An 18,961-nucleotide genomic window follows, 5' to 3' on the forward strand; every position below is an offset into this window, starting at 1 on the left:
CCGCCTCACTTCATCTCGCTGACAATCTCCCGAAGCCGCCCGATCTGCTCCGGCGAGAGTTTCTGACTGCTGAGCAGAGAGGCGAAGAGCAGGTCCGGCGAACCGTCGAACAGCCGCCCGATGAGCTCCTCCGTCTCCGCCGCCTGAATCTCCTCCTTCGATACCAGAGCGTGGCAGAGAAAATTCGGCTCGCTCCTTCGCACCGCCCCCTTGGCAACGCACTTTTTGATCACCGTATAGGTGGTGTTCACGTTCCAGCCGGTCTCCTCCCCCAAAATGGCCGAGATTTCCTTGGCCGTGCGATCCCCCAGACGCCAGAGTACATCCATAACCTTCAGCTCCGAATCAAACAGCTTCATAACCAAAAGCCCTCCTTGCCAAACTATCGCGATCGTTTGTAATGTCATACTATCACGATAGTATCCTTTTGTCAATACTATTCTAATAGTATGCCGGATTTTTTCCCGCCCCCCTCCAGAAAGTGCTCCGGAGGCCAAGGACGCCGCCGGAGAGGCAGGTTTTTCCGCTTTTACCACTTGTGCTTTGCCTCGGAATCGTTTATAATACTGTGCAAGTGCTGGTTCAGCCGGGGACGGGACCCGCCCCCTGACAATACCGGGAAAGAAAGGACGTTCTCATGATTCAATTCAAGTCTGAACAAGGTGAGATCTCCGTCAGCAGCGCCGTGTTTTCCAACATCACGGGCATGGCCGCCACCAACTGCTTCGGCGTCAAGGGCATGGCCTTCCGCTCAATGACGGACGGACTGGTTCACCTGCTGCGCCGCGAGGCTATGAGCAAGGGCGTCAGCATCACGTATCACGACGACAGTTCCATCTCCATTGAGCTTCACATCATCGTGGAAAACGGCGTCAATCTCCCCGCCGTCTGCCGCTCGATTATGAACGAGGTGCGCTATGTGGTGGAGAAAAACACCGGCGTCACCGTCCGGGCCGTGGATGTCTGCGTCGACTCCATGACCCTTTGAGGGAGGAAGAGATCGAATGAATGAACAAATTACCGGCGCGCTCTTCAAGCGGATGATTCTTCACGGCGCCGCCGCCATCACGGCCCAGAAACAGGCCATCAACGACCTCAACGTCTTCCCCGTTCCCGACGGCGACACGGGCACCAACATGTCCATGACCATCGGCACCGCCGTGACGGAGCTGAAGAAGACCGAACCCGCCGCCCTGGACAAGGCCGTGTCCATCACCGCCTCCGCCCTGCTCCGCGGAGCCAGGGGCAACTCCGGCGTCATTCTCTCCCTGCTCTTCCGGGGACTTTCCAAGGGTTTGAAGGGCTGCGAGACCGCCGACGCCGCCACATTTGCCGCCGCCATGCAGGAGGGCGTCTCCTCCGCCTACAAGGCCGTGATGAAGCCCGCCGAGGGCACGGTTTTGACGGTGTCTCGCCTTGCCGCCAAGCGGGCGGCGGAGGCCGCCGGAGAGGAGCGGGACTTTGAGAAGGTCTTGAGCGCCGCCATTCAGGAGGGGTACGACGCCCTGGCCCAGACCATCGAAATGAACCCGGTGCTGAAAAAGGCCGGCGTTGTGGACGCCGGCGGCAAGGGCTATCTGCTGATTCTGGAGGGCATGCTGGCCGAGCTCCGGGGAGAGCCCATGCCGGAAGCCCAGGAGGACGCGCCCCAGAAGGCCAAAGCCGATTTCGACGTGTTCTCCACCGAGGAGATCACCTTCGCTTTTGACACCGTGTTCATCGTCCGCAAGAACGACCCCAACGTCAATCTGGACCCCTTCCGGGCCTATCTCAACAGCATCGGCGACAGCTTGGTCATCGGCGAGGACGACGAGGCCTTTAAGGTCCATGTCCATACCAATATCCCCGGCAGCGCCCTGACCGAGTCCCAGAAGTACGGCACGCTGGAGCTGGCGAAGATTGAAAACATGCGAACCCAATATGAGGATGTAGCCGCAGGAAAGAAGGCCCAGAGCGTGGACGACCTGGAGATGGAGGAAGAGTCCTCCGCAGGCGGACATGTGGTGGCCCCGCCGGAGAAAAAATACGGGTTCCTTTCCGTCTGCGCCGGAGACGGCTTGGCGGCTGTGTTCCAGGACCTGGGCGTGGACGGCGTGGTGTCCGGCGGTCAGACCATGAACCCCTCTACGGAGAGCATCCTGGAGGTCGTGGATCAGATTCCCGCCGAGACCGTATTCGTCCTGCCTAACAACGGCAATATCATCATGGCCGCCCAGCAATGCGCGGCGCTGACGGAGAAAAATGTAGTGGTCATCCCCACCAAGACCGTTCCCCAGGGCATCACCGCCATGATGAATGTGGACTTTGATGCTCCCGATGTACAGACGCTGACCGACACTATGACGGACAGTCTCTCCGGCGTCACCACCGCCCAGATCACCTACGCCGCCAGGGACTCGGACTTTGACGGCTTCGACATCAAGGCGGGGGACTATCTGGCACTGGAAGAGGGAAAACTCTTTGGCACGGACAGCTCTCTCCGCACGCTGTTGGAGCGGCTGGCGGCGGACGCGGCCAAGCGGGGCGCATCCTTCATCTCCCTTTACGCCGGCGAGGACGTGAAGGAGGAGGACGCCCAGCAGGCCGGAAAGCTCTTCGAAACCGCCTGTCCCGGCGCGGAGGTCATGGTTCTCTCTGGCGGGCAGCCCGTATACTACTATATTATTTCCATGGAATAACCCCCAGGCCCGGACCTGAATAAGGCCGGGCCTGTTTCTCTGACCAAAAGGAGGTTCCATCATGACCGTCGGCCGTTTCGCCCCCTCCCCCAGCGGGCGCATTCACCTGGGAAATATCCTCTGCTGCCTCCTGGCCTGGCTCAGCGCCCGGCAGAAGGGCGGGCGGGTAGTTCTGCGGATCGAAGACCTGGATACCGCGCGCTGTCCCCCCCGCTACGCGGAGCAGATGATGGCGGACCTCCGCTGGCTGGGGCTGGACTGGGACGAAGGTCCCATCACCGGCGGGCCGGACGAGCCCTACTTTCAAAGCCAGCGGACGGAGCTCTACCGGTCCGCTTTGGAAACGCTGGAGGCTCGGGGACTGGTCTACCCCTGCTTCTGCACCCGGGCCGAGCTCCACGCCGCCAGCGCCCCTCACCGGGAAGACGGCTTGACCGTCTACCCGGGAACCTGCCGGAACCTTACCGGCGCGGAACGGGCCGAGCGGGCAACGCGCCGCTCCCCCGCCCTGCGCCTCCGGGTCCCGGCAGAGGAGCAGAGCTTTATCGACGGACATATGGGACCATACCGCCAGCGGCTGGACCGGGACTGCGGGGATTTTCTTCTCCGGCGCTCCGACGGCATGTTCGCCTATCAGCTGGCCGTGGTGGTAGACGACGCCGCCATGGGTGTCACGGAAGTAGTCCGAGGGGCGGACCTGCTGTCCTCCACGCCGAGGCAGCTGTATCTCTATCACCTCCTGGGGCTGACGCCGCCGGAGTTCTATCATTTCCCCCTTCTGCTGGCCCCGAACGGACGGCGGCTCTCCAAGCGGGACGCCGACGCGGGGCTGGACCGCCTCCAGGACCGTGTCACGGCGGAGGAATTGTTGGGAAAGCTGGCTCAGCTCTCCGGCTTCCACCCTTCCGGCGAACCGGCGGCGGCGGAAGCGCTGCTAGGAGAATTTTCTTGGAAATATGTGCCGCAGGAGGACATCCGGCTGCCAGAGCAGCTATTTGACGAGAGCATTTGTCAAAGGGGAATTTCACCCAAAAGATGAAATCCCCCGGTAAAACGGAACTTAATATCACACTTTTCCCTACCATTCACACGCATTTCTTAATCATATTCTTCACAGATAAATTTGAAATCCTCAGTCTTGCGCAACGTTGCCAAAGCATATTTCTCAATATGCTTCGTCATGATTTCTACCGCATACTGGAAATTTTCTGACGGATGGCCCTCGGCACAGCGCACCATTGTGATCAGCATCCCGTTGTCACCCTTGATATCTTCTGATGGGTAATTGCCAGAGTTATCACAGGCATCCTCATCGTGGTATTTCCGTCTTACTGCCTCCATTTGCGCCACGGTGCCAATCACGGCATGGTAATCCATGTTATCGCCGTCACAGTAATAGTCGATAAAAAGTCTTGCTACAACATCTGTGCATTGTTGGAACTGCTCGATTATGGCATCTGCATTTCGGATAGCAAATCTCCGAATTTTCTCCTTAGCATCTTCCTCACTTTCATAACGGATGTACAAAAGTGTTTCTCGTCCCTTAAGTACGGCCGTGATCTTTTGAAGGGTCCCATCCTTGCCATAGACGGCACGCAGCGTCCGAACGAGCTCCCCCTCCGGCACGCTGTACAACGTCATCTTACGCCATTCTTGCCCAACAGGAATATTATAGTCAAGCATTTGATACTGTGCGTCATAGTCAAAGGAGACAGCGTTGTCTCCCTCGATATCTTGACTAAAATCAGCAACGCTGTATACGCCTTCTTTGTAGGTGAGCGGAAAGTCACGCAATTCCAACATTTTGAGGTTCTCCTTCTACAAAATTTCCGATTTGACAGCCTATTACGAGCAAAGTATAGCACCAATAGAGGCAACATTCAACCTTTGTTTTTGAACACTGGCAGTAGTAGCAAGCAATGGCTCGGTATATACCGACCCGTTTGCTTGTTGGCGGCTGACCGCCCCCCAAGCCCCTATGAAATCGGAAACCGCTGCTTCCGATTTTTAAGCCACCTCCGGCATCTGCTGTACTGCTCTGACCGGCAGGGACCGAAACTGTTCCACATAGTTGATCGGCATATGACCTTGTATGGCCGCCCCCTGCCGATGGCCGCTTAGAAGCCCGTATTTTTCAAGGGATACGAGCGCCTAATTGTCCACATAGCGTCAACAGCCTTAAAAGAAAAAGGGGACGCCCCAGGTATCCGGAACGCCCCGACCTGCCCGTCAGCTTTTGCTCTTATCAGGCCCATAGGCAAGACAGGTATATACCTTCGACACTTTCCCCGCCTTCCCGCAACCGCCATTCTGCCACAAACGAGCCGCTGCCTCTTGTATTTGGGTGGTGGTTAAATTCACCCTTTACAGCATACATCTGAGTAAAAGACCGGGGACAAAGTCCCCGGTCTTTTTATAGAAAGGTCTCAATCGCTTTCGGCTCCTGGAAGTTCTTCTCCAGCATGGCCACATGGGACAGGAACGCCGGGTCATCAAAATACTTGGCATGGTGGGTACACTTCCGCACACAGGCCTGGCACTTGATGCAGGTCCCAGGCACCTCCGCCACATTCTCCGGATTGACCGCCCCCATGGGACAGACTCTGGCGCATACGCCGCAGCTGCAGCATTTTCCGAAGTCTGTCTGGGGCTTGGCCTTCAAAAACTTTGCCGGCTCTCCGTCCAGACCCTTGGGAATGTAATAAGGAGCGGAGGGATCACCCGGAACCGCCACCGGACCAGGGATCTCTTCCAATTCCCGGATCTTTCCGGCAATCCGTTTGGCAAATTCCTGTATGGTCCGCTTGTCCTCCCAATCAGGGCGGCCGTCTCCCAGCGCATCGGTAAAGGCGTGACGGCCCGGAAAGGCCCCAGCGGCAACGGTATGGAAGCCCCCGGACTCCAGAAGGGCGCACAGCTCCGCCAGCGAATGGTCAAAGGCCCGGTTGCCAAAGGTCACCGCCGCTACTGCCAGGGCTCCATTTCCCTGGAGTTTCGCCTGAAAATCCGGCGCAATTTTGTTGGGCAGGCGTCCGGCATAGGTGGGAGCCCCCACAATCACCAGTTCCCCCCTGCTGAAAGACAGCGTCTCTCTCCGTTCCGCCGGCCTTGTGAAGCTCCGGCAGGTCAGGGGAAGGGAAAGCGCCTCCGCCAATGCCTCCGCCAACGTGCGGACCACCTTGTCCGTTACGCCGGCGGCGCTGAAGTAAACCGCGCTTATCCGATTCAATTCCATGTAAGCGTCTCCTTTTCATTCCGCCATTTGACGACCCGCCCTGATGAGGCTTCTCACCGGGGCGGGTCAAACTGAACTAAATGGAAAAATCCTCTTTACGAAGCTTCTGCGTGTTCAGCGCCGCCGGACGGGGCGGGACACGCTTCATCGGGTCGTAGCGGAAAGCCCGGCAGGAATGCTCTACCGGCACTACGCCCTTTTTGATACAGGCAACCTCCCTCTCGTTCAGCCGCTGGCCCCGCTGGCAGTATGCGCAGCGGGGATCAATGTCTTTTCGAAACAGCATATGGACCTTCCTTCCGCACGGCGAACGCCAAGGCATTTCCGCATTCTCAAGTTAATGAATCATGGACGGCAGTACTCAGACGGTGCTCAGACAGACGGTTTCCTCTTCCGCGGCGGCATGGATGCCAATAATGGGATTTTCATAGCTGTCGATGATCCTCGTGGCCATGGGGTCCTCCAGCTCCTTCTGGATGGTCCGCCGGAGATTCCGAGCGCCATAGGTCCGGGAATAGGACTTTTTCGTCAGGAAGTCCACCACGCTGGCGTCATAGGTAAAGGTGATGCCCTTTTCCCTGAGAGAGGCTTTCAGCTCGTCCAGCATAATCCGGGCAATGGCCTGGAAATTCTCCTCAGAGAGGCGGTTGAAAGTAATCACCGCGTCTACCCGGTTGATGAACTCCGGGCGGAGGAACTGCTGAAGGGCCTTCATGGCCTTCTCGCTGTCCTGCTGGCTGAGACTGCGGTCAAATCCCACCGTCCCCTCCTTCGTGGCGCTGCCGGCGTTGGACGTCATGACGATGATGGTGTTTTCAAAATTCACCTTCCGGCCATGGGCGTCGGTGATCTCCCCGTCGTCCAGAATCTGCAAAAGCACGTTCAGCACATCGGGGTGGGCCTTCTCAATTTCGTCGAAGAGGACGACGGCATAGGGCTTTCGTCGAATCTTCTCCGTCAGCTGCCCCGCCTCGTCATACCCCACATAGCCCGGAGGGGAGCCCACAATCCGGGAGACGGAGTGCTTCTCCATAAACTCCGACATATCCAGACGGATCAGGGCATCCGGAGTGTTGAAGAGGTCCGTGGCCAGCTGCTTCACCAGCTCCGTCTTTCCAACGCCGGTGGACCCCACAAAGATGAAGCTGACCGGCTTATGCTTGGGAGAAATGCCCACCCGGTTCCGCCGGACGGCGGCGGAGACAGAAGCGATGGCCTCGTCCTGGCCGATGATATGCCCCTTCAGCCGCGTCTCCAGCTGGGAGAGGCGCTGGAACTCCTGCTCGCGGATGCGGGAGGCGGGAATTTTGGTCCACAGCTCGATAACGTGGGCCAGATTTTCCATGGTGAGCTGCGGCTGTCCCTTCTCATTCAGGGTTTTCAGCTCCGTACTCAACTGGAGGTCCCGGCTCTTCAGCTCCGCCATGCGGGCGTAGTCCTCCTCGGATTTCTCCTCCTTCTCCTCCAGCATGGTCCGCTCCTTGGCGTAGTCGTCCACCTCCCGCTGAATCTGCATGCGGCGGGAGATGTCCGGGTCCTTCAGATTCAGGTCGCTGCTGGCCTCGTCGATGAGGTCGATGGCCTTGTCCGGCAGGAAACGGTCCGTGATGTAACGCTCGCTGAGCAGCACCGCCTGACGGAGAATGCCCTCCGTCAGCTTCACGCCGTGGAATTCCTCGTACTTGGGAGCCAGGCCCTTCAAGATTTTGATGGAATCCTCCACCGACGGCTCGTTGACCGTCACCGGCTGGAAGCGGCGCTCCAGGGCGGCGTCCTTTTCAATGTGCTTGCGGTACTCGTTGAACGTGGTGGCGCCGATGACCTGAATCTCCCCCCGGCTCAAGGCGGGCTTGAGAATGTTGGCGGCGTTCATGCTGCCCTCGGCGTCTCCAGCCCCCACCAGGTTGTGAACCTCGTCGATCATCAGCACGATGTTGCCGATCCGTTTTACCTCGTCAATCAGGCCCTTCATCCGGCTCTCAAACTGGCCCCGGAACTGCGTGCCGGCCACCAGCGCTGTCAGGTCCAGAAGGTAGACTTCCTTTTCCCGGAGCTTGAAGGGCACATCTCCGGCGGCAATCCGCTGGGCCAGCCCCTCGGCAATGGCGGTCTTGCCCACGCCGGGCTCGCCGATGAGACAGGGGTTGTTCTTCTGGCGGCGATTCAAAATCTGGACCACCCGCTCGATCTCCTCCGTCCGGCCAATCACCGGGTCCAGCTTGCCGTCCTTGGCCTTCTGCGTCAGAGAGATGCAGTAATTCTCCAGATACTTCCGCTTGGCGTTCTTGGGGGAATCCTTCTTCTCCCTGCGCTCGCTCCGGCCCTCCTCGGCGCCCTCCTTGGAGGACTCGCCGCCGGAGAACAGACGGTTCAGGAAGGGAAAGGTGGCGGTTTTGCCCTCTTCCTCCTCCTCGCCCTCCTCTCCGCCGGGAAGGTCCTCAATGTTCTCCACGCCGTTCATGGCCTGCATCATCTCGCTGTTCAGTGTCTCCAGGTCCTCGTCGGAGATGCCCATGCGCTTCATCATGTCGTCCACCTGGGGCAGTCCCAGCTCCTTGGCGCACTTCAGGCACAGGCCCTCGTTAATGGTCTTCTCGCCGTCCAGCTTGGAAATGAATACCACGGCGACGTTCTTTTTGCATCTGGAACAAAGTGTCGGCTGCATACCTCTTAAACCTCCACGCGCCCTGGGGCGCTTTTGAATTAATATCGAACCCGAAAGGCCAACCCCCGGGTCTCCCCTTACAAACCCAGGAACGCCAGCGCGTCCAGGGGAGAGTGGGTGGTGAAAAACCGGAATATCCAGCTGCTCTCCTGTCCGTCAAAGGACATGCCCAGCAGCCGCAGAACCCATACCGCCAAAAACAGCAGCAGCGCCCCCTCCGCCAGGCCGATCAGGCCGCCGCCCAACGCGTTCAGCCCATGGAGACCCGGCAGCTTCAAAACCGCGTCCAGCATCCGCACCAGCAGGTGCAGGGCGATGGTCAGCAGAGAGAAGGACAGCAGATACAATATGCCGTAGAGCACGGATTGGGCCAAACTCTCCACCACTGCCGCCGCGATCGAGGCCCCGGTTTCCCGGACGGTCTCCTGGGCGCGGCTGGAAAGCGCGTCCCGCCGGACCTGATCTACGCCCAGCAGATCCAGCAGTTCCGCCAGAGGCAGATGGTCCTCTTCCCCCGGCATTCTTCCAGAGAGCTGTTCCTGAACCGCCTCCTCCAGGCGGGACTCAATCCGCTTTTCAATCACCGGGACAATCAGCTTCGCCGCCGGTGCCGTCAGAGCTGAGGCGATCATCCCCGCCCCCGCCAGAGAAAATGCCACCACCAGCAGGCCCGCCAACGTCCGCAGCAGCCCCTTCCAGGCCCCCAGCAGCGCAAAACCCGCCAATACCACAAGGGCGATGGCATCTATTATAACAGGTGTCGTCAAACTTTCCTACCTCTTCCCATGTAAACGTTTTGTGAACTTGCCCCTAAATTTTTGTCGCTCAAGGCAAAAACAGGCTGGCAGAGCCGGAAGACAGCAACAGCACCGAGCCGTCGGAGCGCATCAGGGCCTCCCGGGCGTCTCCCGTTCCCCGGAGCGTGGCGTAGGTCTGAAGGTCCTGGTTATAGACCGTGAGATGGTCGGCGTAGAGCACCGCCAGATACCGGCCGGAGGCGGAAATGCTCAGCACCTCCTCCCGCACGTCAATGGTTCCCAACTCCTCGCCGTCCTTGTCCACCGTGACCAGACGCCCCACGCTGCCGGAGCGGTAACGATTCAAAAGCAGCGCCGCGAAGCCTGTGCCGCCCAGGTCATACTCCCGGAGATAAGCTCCGCCGTAGGAATACGACCCGCTGATCTCCCCGCCTGGGCTCGCGAAGGTCAAAGCCGTATCGGAAACCGTAACCAGACGCCCCTCCTGCTCTCCAACGGCGGCCACCAGCCCGCCGGAAATGCTGTAGTTGGCTTTCGGCTCCTCCTCCGGCATCTCGTAGAGCACAATATTGCTGACAAACACGCCGTTTTCCTGGCCCAGGGTCACCGCCGCCAGGCGGTTCCCCAGGGTATACCCATCCAACACAAAGCGCTGGGAGGACTGAAACTCGAAGGCTGGCGCCAGCAGCTCCCGGTCATAGACGGTGACGCTGCCCTTAAATCCCCGCTTCTGGGCCGTCACGGTCAGGACGCCGTTTTTATTCAGGGCGGCGGCTATGTAGGGCTCCTCCTCCTGGGCGGTGAGCTCCAGCAAAAGCCCCGTTTGATCCAAAACATACAGCGCTGTTCCCCCCACGTCATAGGCCACGGCTCTGCCGCCGCCGGCGGAGAGGGCGGGGGCCGTCATGGTCACGGAGGTGGACCAGACCTCCTCCCCCGCACTGTTAAACAGGCTCAAAGCGGCGTCCGACAGCACCACCAAACTCTCACCCAACAGGGCAAAGCGGTTTTTGGAGGCGGCGTCATAGTGATAGACCACCTCGCCGCCCACCTGCTCCGCCCGCCCATAATGGAGGTAGCGCCGGAGAACATCAAAGCCGGTGCCGTCTCGGTAGGCCGCAAACAGCACCACCAGCAGCACCGCCGCCAGCATCAGGGCAAAGCTCAGGAAGCTGCGGACAGGATGCCGTTCCTCTTTGGAATTGTCCACGGAGTTGTCCACGCGTTTCTCACTCATTCAGCCGCTCATCCTCATACCAGATTCTCGTCAGATACAGCCCGCCGGGAGGCACGGTGGGCCCCGCCAGGGTCCGGTCGCCGCTCTCCAGAATGGCGGGGATGTCCTCCGGGGCAAACTTGCCCTCGGCGGCGTACAGCACGGTGCCGGTAATGGCCCGGACCATATTGTACAAAAAGCCATCGGCGCAGACCCGGAGCTCCAACAGGTCCCCGTTCCGGGTCACGTCGCACCAATGGATGGTCCGCACGGTGGTCCTCGTCTCCGTCCCCACCGAGCGGACGGCCCGGAAATCGTGGGTCCCCACAAACATATGGGCGGCCCGGTTCAAAAAGTCCTCATCCAGCCGCTTCGGGTAAAAATAGGCCCGGTTGACATAGAAGGGATTTTTGAAGCGGGAGTTGTAAATGCGGTAAGTATACTCTTTTTTAACACAGGACCCGATGGCGTTGAAGTCCTCCCCCACCTCCACCGCCTCCCGGACGGCGATGTCCTCCGGGGTGTGGGTGTTGATGGCGTAGGGCATTCGGTCAATGGGAATCCGGCTCTCCGTCCGGAAGTTGGCCACATAGCGCTCCGCGTGGACCCCGGCATCCGTCCTTCCGCAGCCGGTGAGGTGGACCGGACCGCCGCAGACCTTCCCGATGGCCTTTTGCAGGGTCTCACAGACAGAGGCGGCGTTTTTCTGCACCTGCCAGCCGTGATAGGCGGTGCCGTTGTAGGTGAGCTTCAAGGCGATGTTGCGCATGGCCGTCTCCTTTCCATTCAGTCCCAGGTAAGCTTGGGCCAGTCCTCCCACTCGGAACCGCCCCTCGCGACGTCCCGCTCTTCCACAGCAATCCAGTCCTGGAGCAAAAACTCATAGCCCAGGCCGTTTTCATCCCGGCAGAAGAAGGTCAGGGCCATCTGGTCCCCTGGCCGGACCTCCGTGGAGAGTTTGCCGCAGAAATAGGTGTCCAACCGGTCCCCCGGTTCCGCCGCCTGCTCCGCCGCGATTTCGCCGTTTCGCCGGAGACGGAATACGTGGTCCTTGGTCTCGGGAAGACTCTGGTAATGCCAATTAAGGAGTTTCGCGCCGCACTCATAGACGGTAAAGACGTCTTTCAGATATTCCGTCTGTGTCCGCCCTCCCTGGAAGTCGCACTGAACCGGCAGCATTTCACTCGGGTCGTACACGCCGCCCAGGCTTTCCCTGCGCTGGGTCTCGCCATTTTGAACCACGACATCCAGGCCGAACTCCCCGCTCAACACCGGGAGGAACATCCTGCCTGAAAACGATCCCTTCCCGGCGCTGTCAAGGGGAATCACGCCCTCCTCCCCGGTTTCGCCCAGATAGGTCCACACCAGCTCCACCGTACTGTCCTCCCGCCACTCTCTCAGCCACACCGTGACATACAAGGCCACGCCGCGCCGCTCCATATCCAAAGCGGGAGTATAACTCCAGTCCAGGACCAGCTTGTCCGCCTCCTGTATCTGGGAATAAACCGTGGACTCCATATCCCGGATGTCGTCCATGATGGATATCCGCGCATCGGAGATCTGGCGCTCCAGCGTCTCCAGCCGCTTTCCCTGCCGGAAATTCACCGCCAGCAAAACTACGCACAGGGTCAGCGTCAAAATCGCCGCCCAGTCCCGCCCTTTCTTCCCTTCCATCAAAATCGCCTTCCTTACAGCCCGAAGGCCCGCAAAGCAATGACCCCCGCCAGGATCAGCACGCCCAAGGTCAGGGCGATATAATCCCGCCGCTCGAATTGCAGCACGTGGAGCTTCGTCCGGCCCTCGCCGCCGTGGTAGCAGCGGCACTCCATGGCCGTGGCCAGCTCGTCCGCCCGGCGGAAGGCGCTAATGAACAGAGGTACCAGAATGGGAACCAGCGCCTTCGCCTTCTCCATCAGGTTTCCGCTCTCAAAGTCCGCCCCCCGGGCCTTCTGGGCGGACATGATCTTGTCCGTCTCCTCAATCAGGGTCGGGATGAACCGCAGGGCGATGGACATAATCATGGTCAGCTCGTGGACCGGGACGTGAAAGCGCTTGAGGCCGTTCAGCAGCCGCTCCAGGCCGTCGGTGAGGCTGATGGGGCTGGTGGTGTAGGTCATGAGGAAAGTCCCCATAATCAAAAGCATGATGCGCAGAACCATAAAGGCGGCATTCCGCAGGCCCGTGTCCGTGATGTGGAACGGTCCCCAGGCCCAGAGCTCGTTCGTCCCCGGGGTAAAGAACAGATTTAAAACGCCGGTGAAGACAATGATGAACAGCACCGGCTTCAGGCCCTTCACCAGGGCCTTGAGACCAACCTTTGAAATATGGACACAGGCTGCCAGTACCAGGGCCATACAGCCATAGGCAAGGAAGCTGCCCGCAGTGAAAAGAGCCGTGATATACAGCACCACCAGCAGGATTTTCGTCCTCGGGTCCAGCTTGTGCGCCACGGTATTTCCCGGGAAATACTGGCCCAGAGTGATGTCCTTCAGCATGGGCCCCCTCCCCCCTTCAAAGACAGGAGCTGCCGCTCCAGGGCCTCCACGGTGTAGACGGCAGGGTCGATGGGAAGCCCCCGGTCCCGGAGGGCCATGGCCACCCGGGTAATCTGGGGCACATCCAGCCCGGCGGAGAGAAGTTCTTCCGCCCGGGTAAACACCTCCGCTGGAGTTCCGCTCATGAGGATATGGGCGGCTTTCAGCACCAGAATACGGTCCACGTTCTGGGCGATCTCATCCATGCTGTGGCTGACCAAAAGAATGGTGGTTCCCTTGTTCCGGTGGTACTCCCGGATGTTCGCCATCAGATTCTCCCGGCCCGCCGGGTCCAGGCCCGCCGTGGGCTCGTCCAGAACCAGAACCTTGGGCTCCATGGCCAAAACCCCCGCCAGGGCCACCCGGCGTTTCTGTCCGCCGGAGAGCTCAAAGGGGGACTTGTCCAGCTGCTCGTCCCGAAGGCCCACCAGCCGCGCCGCCTCACGGACGGCGTGGTCCAGTTCGTCTCCGGTCTTCCCCTGGTTTTTGGGGCCAAAAGAGATGTCCTTATAAACCGTCTCCTCAAAGAGCTGGTACTCCGGGTATTGAAACACCAGACCCACTTGAAAGCGGACATTTCGTATTTTTTTCGGCTCGGCCCAGATGTCCCTTCCCTCCAGCAGAATCTGTCCGGACGTAGGCTTTAAAAGGCCGTTCAGGTGTTGAATCAAGGTGGATTTCCCGGACCCGGTGTGCCCGATGATGCCCAGGAACTCACCCTGCTCCACGGCAAAGCTGACGTCCTCCACCGCGCTGCGCTGAAAAGGCGTTCCGATGCCGTAGGTATGGGTCAGATTTTTGATTTCCAGGATAGGCAACGTCCATTTCCCTCCGTCACTCTTTTTTCAGCGCCGCCGCAACGGCGTCCGCGCATTTCTCCACCGTCAGCGCCTCCAGGGGCACGTCCCAGCCCCGGCCCCGCAGGCGGTCCAGCAGGTCCACGGTGTCCGGGGCCGTCAGGCCCAGGTGGCGGAGGCGGGTCACCTGGCTGAACGCCTCCTCCGGCGTGCCGTCCAGGTCCACCCGGCCGTCGTTCATCACAATAACCCGGTCCGCGTCCTCCGCCTCGTTCATGTGATGGGTAATCAGAATGACCGTGATTCCCTTTTCCTTGTTCAAGCGGTGAATGGTGGCCAGCACCTCCCGCCGCCCGATGGGGTCCAGCATGGCGGTGGCCTCGTCCAGGACGACGCAGGCAGGCTCCATGGCAATCACTCCGGCGATGGCGATGCGCTGTTTCTGCCCGCCGGAAAGCAGGTGCGGAGCGTGGGTGACAAACTCGTCCATACCCACGGCCTTCAGGGCGCTGTCCACCCGGCGGCGGATTTCCTCGGTAGGCACGCCCAGATTCTCCGGGGCGAAGGCCACGTCCTCCTCCACCACGTTGGCGACGATCTGGTTGTCCGGGTTCTGAAACACCATCCCCACCCGCTGGCGAATGGCCAGGAGCAGGTTCTGGTCCAGAGTGTCCATCCCCTCCACGAAAACCTTTCCCCCGGCGGGGAGCAGGACGGCGTTAAAGGTCTTGGCCAGGGTGGACTTCCCGGAACCGTTGTGGCCCAATATCACCACAAAGCTGCCTTTTTCAATAGTCAGGTCCACGCCCCGCAGGGCGTAGACGGGCTTTTGCCCCTCGTCCGCCGGATAGGCGAAGCGGAGGCTCTCGGTTTCAATCATCGTCGACATTGTTCACTCCTAGGTCTCAATATGAACCACAAGGGACGTCTCCGGAATTTCCTCTCCCGTTTCCAGGCCGCAAAGCACGATGCCGGCAGGCGGAAACTCCAAAGCCCACGTTTCCAATATCCCGCGTTCCGCCGGCGCATACAGGCGCATGTTTTTCGTCCGCTTACTCGCTGAACCACCTTCCCGTGGCTCCGCATGGCAGGGCCAGTCCCGTGGCCGTCACAGGAAGGCCCAGCTCGTCCCAGGTGCATTTCCCGCCGTACTTCTCTTTCACCAGCAGGTTCAAAAGATAGCCCAGCACCGACGGGGCCAGGCCTGTCGTATAGGAATTGATAAGCACAAACAAGGGCTTGTCCGACAGCACCCCGGCGCAAAGCTTCACGAAGGGATACAGGTTTTCCTCCAGCTTCCAGACCTCCCCGCCGGGGCCCCGGCCATAGCTGGGCGGGTCCATGACGATGGCGTCGTAGGTCTTTCCCCGGCGGATCTCCCGCTCCACGAACTTGGCGCAGTCGTCCACAATCCAGCGGATGGGGGCCTCCCCCAGGCCGGAGAGCTTCGCGTTCTCCCGGGCCCAGGCAACCATGCCCTTGGCGGCGTCCACGTGGCAGACGCTGGCCCCGGCCCTGGCGCAGGCCACAGTGGCCCCGCCGGTGTAGGCGAAGAGGTTCAGCACCCGGACGGGCCGCCCGGCGTTCCGGATTTTGTCCGCCATAAAGTCCCAGTTCACCGCCTGTTCCGGGAAAAGCCCAGTGTGCTTGAAGTTCATGGGCTTCACCTGAAACGTCAGATTCCTGTAGCGGATTTTCCAGCTCTCCGGAAGGGCCTTTTTCTCCCAGTGTCCCCCGCCGGTGGAGGAACGGAGGTAGCGTCCTCCCGCCTTCCGCCAGGCGGGATGCTCCCGGGGCGTCTCCCAGATGGCCTGGGGGTCCGGACGGACCAGGACCTGCCGGTCCCAGCGCTCCAAACGTTCGCCGCCGCCGCAGTCCAGCAGCTCATAATCCTCCCACTTGTCCGCAATCCACATGACCGGCCCTCCCTGCTCTTCCAATACAATAAATCAGGTTATTATACCGCCCCTATGGGCATTTCGTCAACCATTCCTTGCCGGATTTGGAAAGAAGCCACAAAAAATTTCCAATTTCAAGAAACGGCAGCGGAAAAAAACTCCTTGACATATATAGGCTTTCGATATACAATGCAGACAACAAATAGATAGATGATCTATATAATGCTTATCGAGGAGGCCGCTTATGGAATTGGAAAAAAGCCTGATCAGCGGAAGCATGTCCCTGCTGGTGCTGAAGCTGCTGGAGGACGGGGACCTTTACGGCTATCAAATGATCGCCGAACTGCGGCGGCGGAGCGACGACACCTTCCGCCTCCGGGCGGGGACCCTCTATCCCCTTCTCCACTCTCTGGAGGAAAAGGGCTTTGTCACCGCCTACGAGCAGACGGCGGAGTCCGGCAAGGCCCGGCGCTACTACCGCCTGACCAAACAGGGCCGGGACGCCCTCCGGGAAAAGGAAGCCGCCTGGAACGCCTATGCCCGGGCCGTGGGCCGGGTGCTGAAAGGGGGCGCGTGCCTTGCCTGAGACCATACAAGCCTACCTGGAAACAGTTCAGGAGCAAATACGCTGGAAGCGAGCCCGTCCCGTGCTGGTCCGGGAGCTGGCGCGGCACCTGGAGGACCAGCGGGACGATTTTCTCAGAGAGGGCAAATCCCCGGAGGAAGCGGAGCGGCTGGCGGTCCAGGATATGGGAGACCCGGTCGCCGTCGGAACAGAGCTGGACGCCGTCCATAGGCCAAAGCCCCAGTGGGGACTGCTGGGACTGACCATTGCGCTGGCGCTAGCGGGGGTGATTCTGCGGGCGTTCTTCTTCCGCGCCAACCCTTACGTCCGCAGTGTTTATGTAGCGGCAAAGGCCTTTGCCGCTCTGGGTCTTGGCACAGCGGCGCTGCTAGGGATGTATTTTCTGGACGTCTCCCGGCTGGTCCGGCACGCCGGGCTCATCTACATCGGCGCTCTGCTTCTGGGCATGGGGATATTCTGGGACGCTGCCCGGCAGATATCTTTTGGTATCGCCAGGTTTCCCTTCTATTTCTCCCAATCCCTTCCGATCATCTATGTGTTGGGGATATGTTCATTGCGTTGCAAAGATTGGAAAGGATTTTTCCTTGCCATTCTTGGTAGCGTTCCCCTGGCGGTGATCGCGACGATTTATCCTAGCATGAGCAACTTGCTCCTCCTTCTCCTCAGCGGTTTTGCGCTGATGCTCCTCGCCTCCTGGGAGGACTGGTTTGGCGTTGGGCGCTGGAAGGGGCTCTGTCTGGTTCTTGCCATCGCGTTTGGTCTCCTGGCGTATCTGTTCTTCCAGGGCTATTTCGATTCCCTGATTGGAAGACTCCGAATCGCCCTCCACCCGGAGCTGGACCCGTATGGCCGGGGATTCGCCGGTCAAATGATCCGAACATTCTGGGCCGACATCTCTCCGATCCAGAACTCCCCGGGAAACTACGGCATCGGCGCGGTCTCCGGTGTTCGGGGACCCAACGGCAAAGAATGGACTCCTTTCAGCTTTGGCGCGGATTTCCTACCCGCCATAATGGCGGGGGCCTGGGGTTGGGTCCCCCTCCTGCTCCTGGTGGCGACGCTGGCGGTTCTGCTTCTCTGGCTGCTGGTGAAGGGCCTGCGGCAGAAGTATCTGCCGGGCCGCTTCGTGGTCCTGGCGGTAGTCATCACGCTGGCTGTCCAACTGTTATTCAGCGTGGCGCTGAACCTGGGCTTCGTGCTGTTTTCCGCCAGCCTGCCTCTGGTGGTGGGGAACCTCCAGACTGTTCTGGACATGGCCCTCATCGGCCTGGCCCTGTCCGTATTCCGGGGAGATTCCATCGCGCAGGAGGAATCGGAGAGCCCCCGCCAATCCCGAAAACGCCTGCGAATACGGTTTGAGTATCAATGAAACCCGTTGCCCCGTCCTATGGCGGGGCAGCGGATTTTCTCCGCTGGAAAGGATGTTAATTTTGGAAATCCGCTCCAAAATATTGACCAATGCCAGTTTTTCCTATATAATAGGCAACTGTCAACGAGGACCCCTTGCCGCGGCCCAACCGGCGGCGGCTGGTTTTTTACGTACCGTCTCGACAAGAACCGACGAAAGGAAACTGCCATGCGTCAAATTCGACTCCCCCAGCGCCTCCTCTCCGGCCTCCTGGCCGGAACCCTGCTCCTCACGCCCGCCATGGCCTTTACTGACACCAACGGCCACTGGGCGGAGGCCGCCGTCAACAAATGGAGCCAGGAATACGGCGTGCTTCAGGGCTATGAAGACGGGTCCTTCCAGCCGGACGCCTCCATCACAAGGGGCGCCTTCGCCGGTATTCTGGACCGCTTCCTGCAATTTCAGACCGCCGCTCCCCAGGGAACCTTTTCCGACACCCAGGAAAACCGCTGGGAGAGCGCTATTTTGAAGCTCAACGCCGCCGGGGTATACCTGGGCAGCGAGGGCAAGGCCCTGCCGGGGGACAGCATCACCCGCCAGCAGGCCATGACCATGGTGGCCCGGGCCTTCCAGCTTGGCGGCAGCGACGCCGCCCTCCCCTATCTCGACGAGGCACAGGTGGCCAGCTACGCCCGGCCCTACATCGCGGACCTGACCGCCCGTGGCTGGATTACCGACGCCGTGGAGGGAAGTTTCCGCCCCACGGAGCCCTTGACCCGGGCGGAGCTGGTCAACCTTCTGAACAACATGATTCAGGTTCTGATCCAAACCAACGGGACCTATTCCAGCGATGTGGAGGGCGCCCTTCTCATCAACTCCGCCGAGGGCGCGGCCCTGTCAGACATGCGCATTACCGGGGACCTTCTCATCGCTCCCGGCGTGACGGGGAGCGTGACCCTGTCCAACGTGACGGTAGAGGGAGAAATCCGCAACTTCAGCGCCGTCACCCCGCAGATCACCAATCCGCCGTCGTCGGAAACGAACAGCCAGCCTCCCTCCTCGGAGCCGCCTGCTGCTTCGGAGCAGCCCGGCACTCCCAGCTCCGGGGAAGAAATCGACTGGGGCATCGTAGTGGTGACGCCCACCCCGGCCCCTGACGTTCCCGCCACGCCCACGGACCCCGTTACCTATCCCGGCATCCAGCCCAGCGAGGTCTACACGCCCGGCGTCATGACCGGGCAAACCA

19 protein-coding genes are annotated in these 18,961 nt (G+C 60.2%); 6 read left to right on the top strand and 13 right to left on the bottom strand.

All coding sequences use genetic code 11. The features are described from left to right. Nucleotides 1–5: 5 nt before the first annotated feature. A complete protein-coding gene (locus QZ329_RS07765; RefSeq protein ID WP_295750669.1) occupies nt 6–365 on the bottom strand; it encodes a BlaI/MecI/CopY family transcriptional regulator in 360 nt (119 codons plus the stop codon). Nucleotides 366–637: 272 nt separating this feature from the next. Between QZ329_RS07765 and QZ329_RS07770 the strand changes: the two genes are divergently transcribed. The 3 genes from QZ329_RS07770 (at nt 638) to gluQRS (ending at nt 3,717) form a co-directional block, all read left to right on the top strand. After that, nucleotides 638–988 carry an Asp23/Gls24 family envelope stress response protein gene (locus QZ329_RS07770; RefSeq protein ID WP_295750672.1) on the top strand — a complete coding sequence of 117 codons (351 nt, stop codon included), beginning with the start codon at nt 638–640 and terminating at the stop codon, nt 986–988. Between the two features lie 16 nt (nt 989–1,004). Next, on the top strand, nt 1,005–2,678 hold the full coding sequence (locus QZ329_RS07775) for a DAK2 domain-containing protein (protein ID WP_295750676.1): 1,674 nt from the start codon (nt 1,005–1,007) through the stop codon (nt 2,676–2,678). 61 nt (nt 2,679–2,739) lie between these two features. Further along, nucleotides 2,740–3,717, top strand: a complete 978-nt coding sequence (gene gluQRS, locus QZ329_RS07780) for a tRNA glutamyl-Q(34) synthetase GluQRS (RefSeq protein WP_295750679.1) — start codon at nt 2,740–2,742, stop codon at nt 3,715–3,717. Nucleotides 3,718–3,776: 59 nt separating this feature from the next. Here the strand turns inward: gluQRS and QZ329_RS07785 are convergent, their stop codons facing one another. From QZ329_RS07785 to QZ329_RS07840, 12 genes are all read right to left on the bottom strand, one after another. After that, nucleotides 3,777–4,481, bottom strand: coding sequence for a hypothetical protein (locus QZ329_RS07785; protein WP_295750682.1), 705 nt, complete (start codon nt 4,479–4,481; stop codon nt 3,777–3,779). Between the two features lie 610 nt (nt 4,482–5,091). Continuing rightward, nucleotides 5,092–5,913 (bottom strand): 4Fe-4S binding protein, encoded by an 822-nt coding sequence (locus tag QZ329_RS07790; protein WP_295750685.1) that lies wholly within the window; start codon nt 5,911–5,913, stop codon nt 5,092–5,094. A 76-nt stretch (nt 5,914–5,989) separates the two neighbouring features. Further along, nucleotides 5,990–6,199 carry a hypothetical protein gene (locus QZ329_RS07795; protein WP_295750688.1) on the bottom strand — a complete coding sequence of 70 codons (210 nt, stop codon included), beginning with the start codon at nt 6,197–6,199 and terminating at the stop codon, nt 5,990–5,992. A 75-nt stretch (nt 6,200–6,274) separates the two neighbouring features. After that, nucleotides 6,275–8,578 carry an ATP-dependent Clp protease ATP-binding subunit gene (locus tag QZ329_RS07800; RefSeq protein WP_295750693.1) on the bottom strand — a complete coding sequence of 768 codons (2,304 nt, stop codon included), beginning with the start codon at nt 8,576–8,578 and terminating at the stop codon, nt 6,275–6,277. A 77-nt stretch (nt 8,579–8,655) separates the two neighbouring features. Next, nucleotides 8,656–9,345, bottom strand: coding sequence for a CvpA family protein (locus tag QZ329_RS07805; protein WP_295750695.1), 690 nt, complete (start codon nt 9,343–9,345; stop codon nt 8,656–8,658). 58 nt (nt 9,346–9,403) lie between these two features. Next, on the bottom strand, nt 9,404–10,573 hold the full coding sequence (locus QZ329_RS07810) for a DUF5711 family protein (RefSeq protein ID WP_295750698.1): 1,170 nt from the start codon (nt 10,571–10,573) through the stop codon (nt 9,404–9,406). After that, nucleotides 10,566–11,321, bottom strand: a complete 756-nt coding sequence (gene truA / locus QZ329_RS07815; RefSeq protein WP_295750701.1) for a tRNA pseudouridine(38-40) synthase TruA — start codon at nt 11,319–11,321, stop codon at nt 10,566–10,568. The genes QZ329_RS07810 and truA overlap by 8 nt, the downstream gene beginning before the upstream one ends. A 17-nt stretch (nt 11,322–11,338) precedes the next feature. After that, on the bottom strand, nt 11,339–12,226 hold the full coding sequence (locus QZ329_RS07820; protein ID WP_295750704.1) for a hypothetical protein: 888 nt from the start codon (nt 12,224–12,226) through the stop codon (nt 11,339–11,341). A gap of 14 nt (nt 12,227–12,240) precedes the next feature. After that, entirely contained in the window at nt 12,241–13,047 is an 807-nt protein-coding gene (locus QZ329_RS07825) for an energy-coupling factor transporter transmembrane component T (RefSeq protein ID WP_295750707.1), read from the bottom strand. After that, complete coding sequence (locus tag QZ329_RS07830) at nt 13,041–13,904, bottom strand: energy-coupling factor transporter ATPase (protein WP_295750710.1); 864 nt, start codon at nt 13,902–13,904, stop codon at nt 13,041–13,043. Before QZ329_RS07830 ends, QZ329_RS07825 begins: the two co-directional genes overlap by 7 nt. 16 nt (nt 13,905–13,920) lie before the next feature. Beyond that, nucleotides 13,921–14,772, bottom strand: coding sequence for an energy-coupling factor transporter ATPase (locus QZ329_RS07835; protein ID WP_295750714.1), 852 nt, complete (start codon nt 14,770–14,772; stop codon nt 13,921–13,923). Nucleotides 14,773–14,935: 163 nt separating this feature from the next. Further along, on the bottom strand, nt 14,936–15,799 hold the full coding sequence (locus QZ329_RS07840; RefSeq protein WP_295750717.1) for a class I SAM-dependent methyltransferase: 864 nt from the start codon (nt 15,797–15,799) through the stop codon (nt 14,936–14,938). A 226-nt stretch (nt 15,800–16,025) separates the two neighbouring features. Between QZ329_RS07840 and QZ329_RS07845 the strand changes: the two genes are divergently transcribed. The 3 genes from QZ329_RS07845 to QZ329_RS07855 form a co-directional block, all read left to right on the top strand. Further along, nucleotides 16,026–16,367 (top strand): helix-turn-helix transcriptional regulator, encoded by a 342-nt coding sequence (locus QZ329_RS07845; RefSeq protein ID WP_295750721.1) that lies wholly within the window; start codon nt 16,026–16,028, stop codon nt 16,365–16,367. Further along, nucleotides 16,360–17,736, top strand: coding sequence for a permease prefix domain 1-containing protein (locus QZ329_RS07850; protein ID WP_295750724.1), 1,377 nt, complete (start codon nt 16,360–16,362; stop codon nt 17,734–17,736). The genes QZ329_RS07845 and QZ329_RS07850 overlap by 8 nt, the downstream gene beginning before the upstream one ends. 207 nt (nt 17,737–17,943) lie before the next feature. Next, nucleotides 17,944–18,961, top strand: a 1,018-nt coding sequence (locus tag QZ329_RS07855) for an S-layer homology domain-containing protein (RefSeq protein WP_295750726.1), incomplete at its 3' end; no start/stop codon positions are given.

Origin of the sequence: uncultured Oscillibacter sp., assembly GCF_910579365.1 — a bacterium.
GTDB lineage: Bacteria > Bacillota > Clostridia > Oscillospirales > Oscillospiraceae > Oscillibacter.

Bases quoted from the DNA above. Each gene is read 5' to 3' on its own strand.
- QZ329_RS07845 (WP_295750721.1), top strand. From the start codon at position 16,026: ATGGAATTGGAAAAAAGCCTGATCAGCGGAAGCATGTCCCTGCTGGTG.
- QZ329_RS07810 (WP_295750698.1), bottom strand. From the start codon at position 10,573: ATGAGTGAGAAACGCGTGGACAACTCCGTGGACAATTCCAAAGAGGAA.
- QZ329_RS07790 (WP_295750685.1), bottom strand. From the start codon at position 5,913: ATGGAATTGAATCGGATAAGCGCGGTTTACTTCAGCGCCGCCGGCGTA.
- QZ329_RS07835 (WP_295750714.1), bottom strand. From the start codon at position 14,772: ATGTCGACGATGATTGAAACCGAGAGCCTCCGCTTCGCCTATCCGGCG.
- QZ329_RS07840 (WP_295750717.1), bottom strand. From the start codon at position 15,799: ATGTGGATTGCGGACAAGTGGGAGGATTATGAGCTGCTGGACTGCGGC.
- QZ329_RS07770 (WP_295750672.1), top strand. From the start codon at position 638: ATGATTCAATTCAAGTCTGAACAAGGTGAGATCTCCGTCAGCAGCGCC.
- QZ329_RS07825 (WP_295750707.1), bottom strand. From the start codon at position 13,047: ATGCTGAAGGACATCACTCTGGGCCAGTATTTCCCGGGAAATACCGTG.
- QZ329_RS07820 (WP_295750704.1), bottom strand. From the start codon at position 12,226: ATGGAAGGGAAGAAAGGGCGGGACTGGGCGGCGATTTTGACGCTGACC.
- QZ329_RS07775 (WP_295750676.1), top strand. From the start codon at position 1,005: ATGAATGAACAAATTACCGGCGCGCTCTTCAAGCGGATGATTCTTCAC.
- QZ329_RS07795 (WP_295750688.1), bottom strand. From the start codon at position 6,199: ATGCTGTTTCGAAAAGACATTGATCCCCGCTGCGCATACTGCCAGCGG.
- truA (WP_295750701.1), bottom strand. From the start codon at position 11,321: ATGCGCAACATCGCCTTGAAGCTCACCTACAACGGCACCGCCTATCAC.
- QZ329_RS07785 (WP_295750682.1), bottom strand. From the start codon at position 4,481: ATGTTGGAATTGCGTGACTTTCCGCTCACCTACAAAGAAGGCGTATAC.
- QZ329_RS07800 (WP_295750693.1), bottom strand. From the start codon at position 8,578: ATGCAGCCGACACTTTGTTCCAGATGCAAAAAGAACGTCGCCGTGGTA.
- gluQRS (WP_295750679.1), top strand. From the start codon at position 2,740: ATGACCGTCGGCCGTTTCGCCCCCTCCCCCAGCGGGCGCATTCACCTG.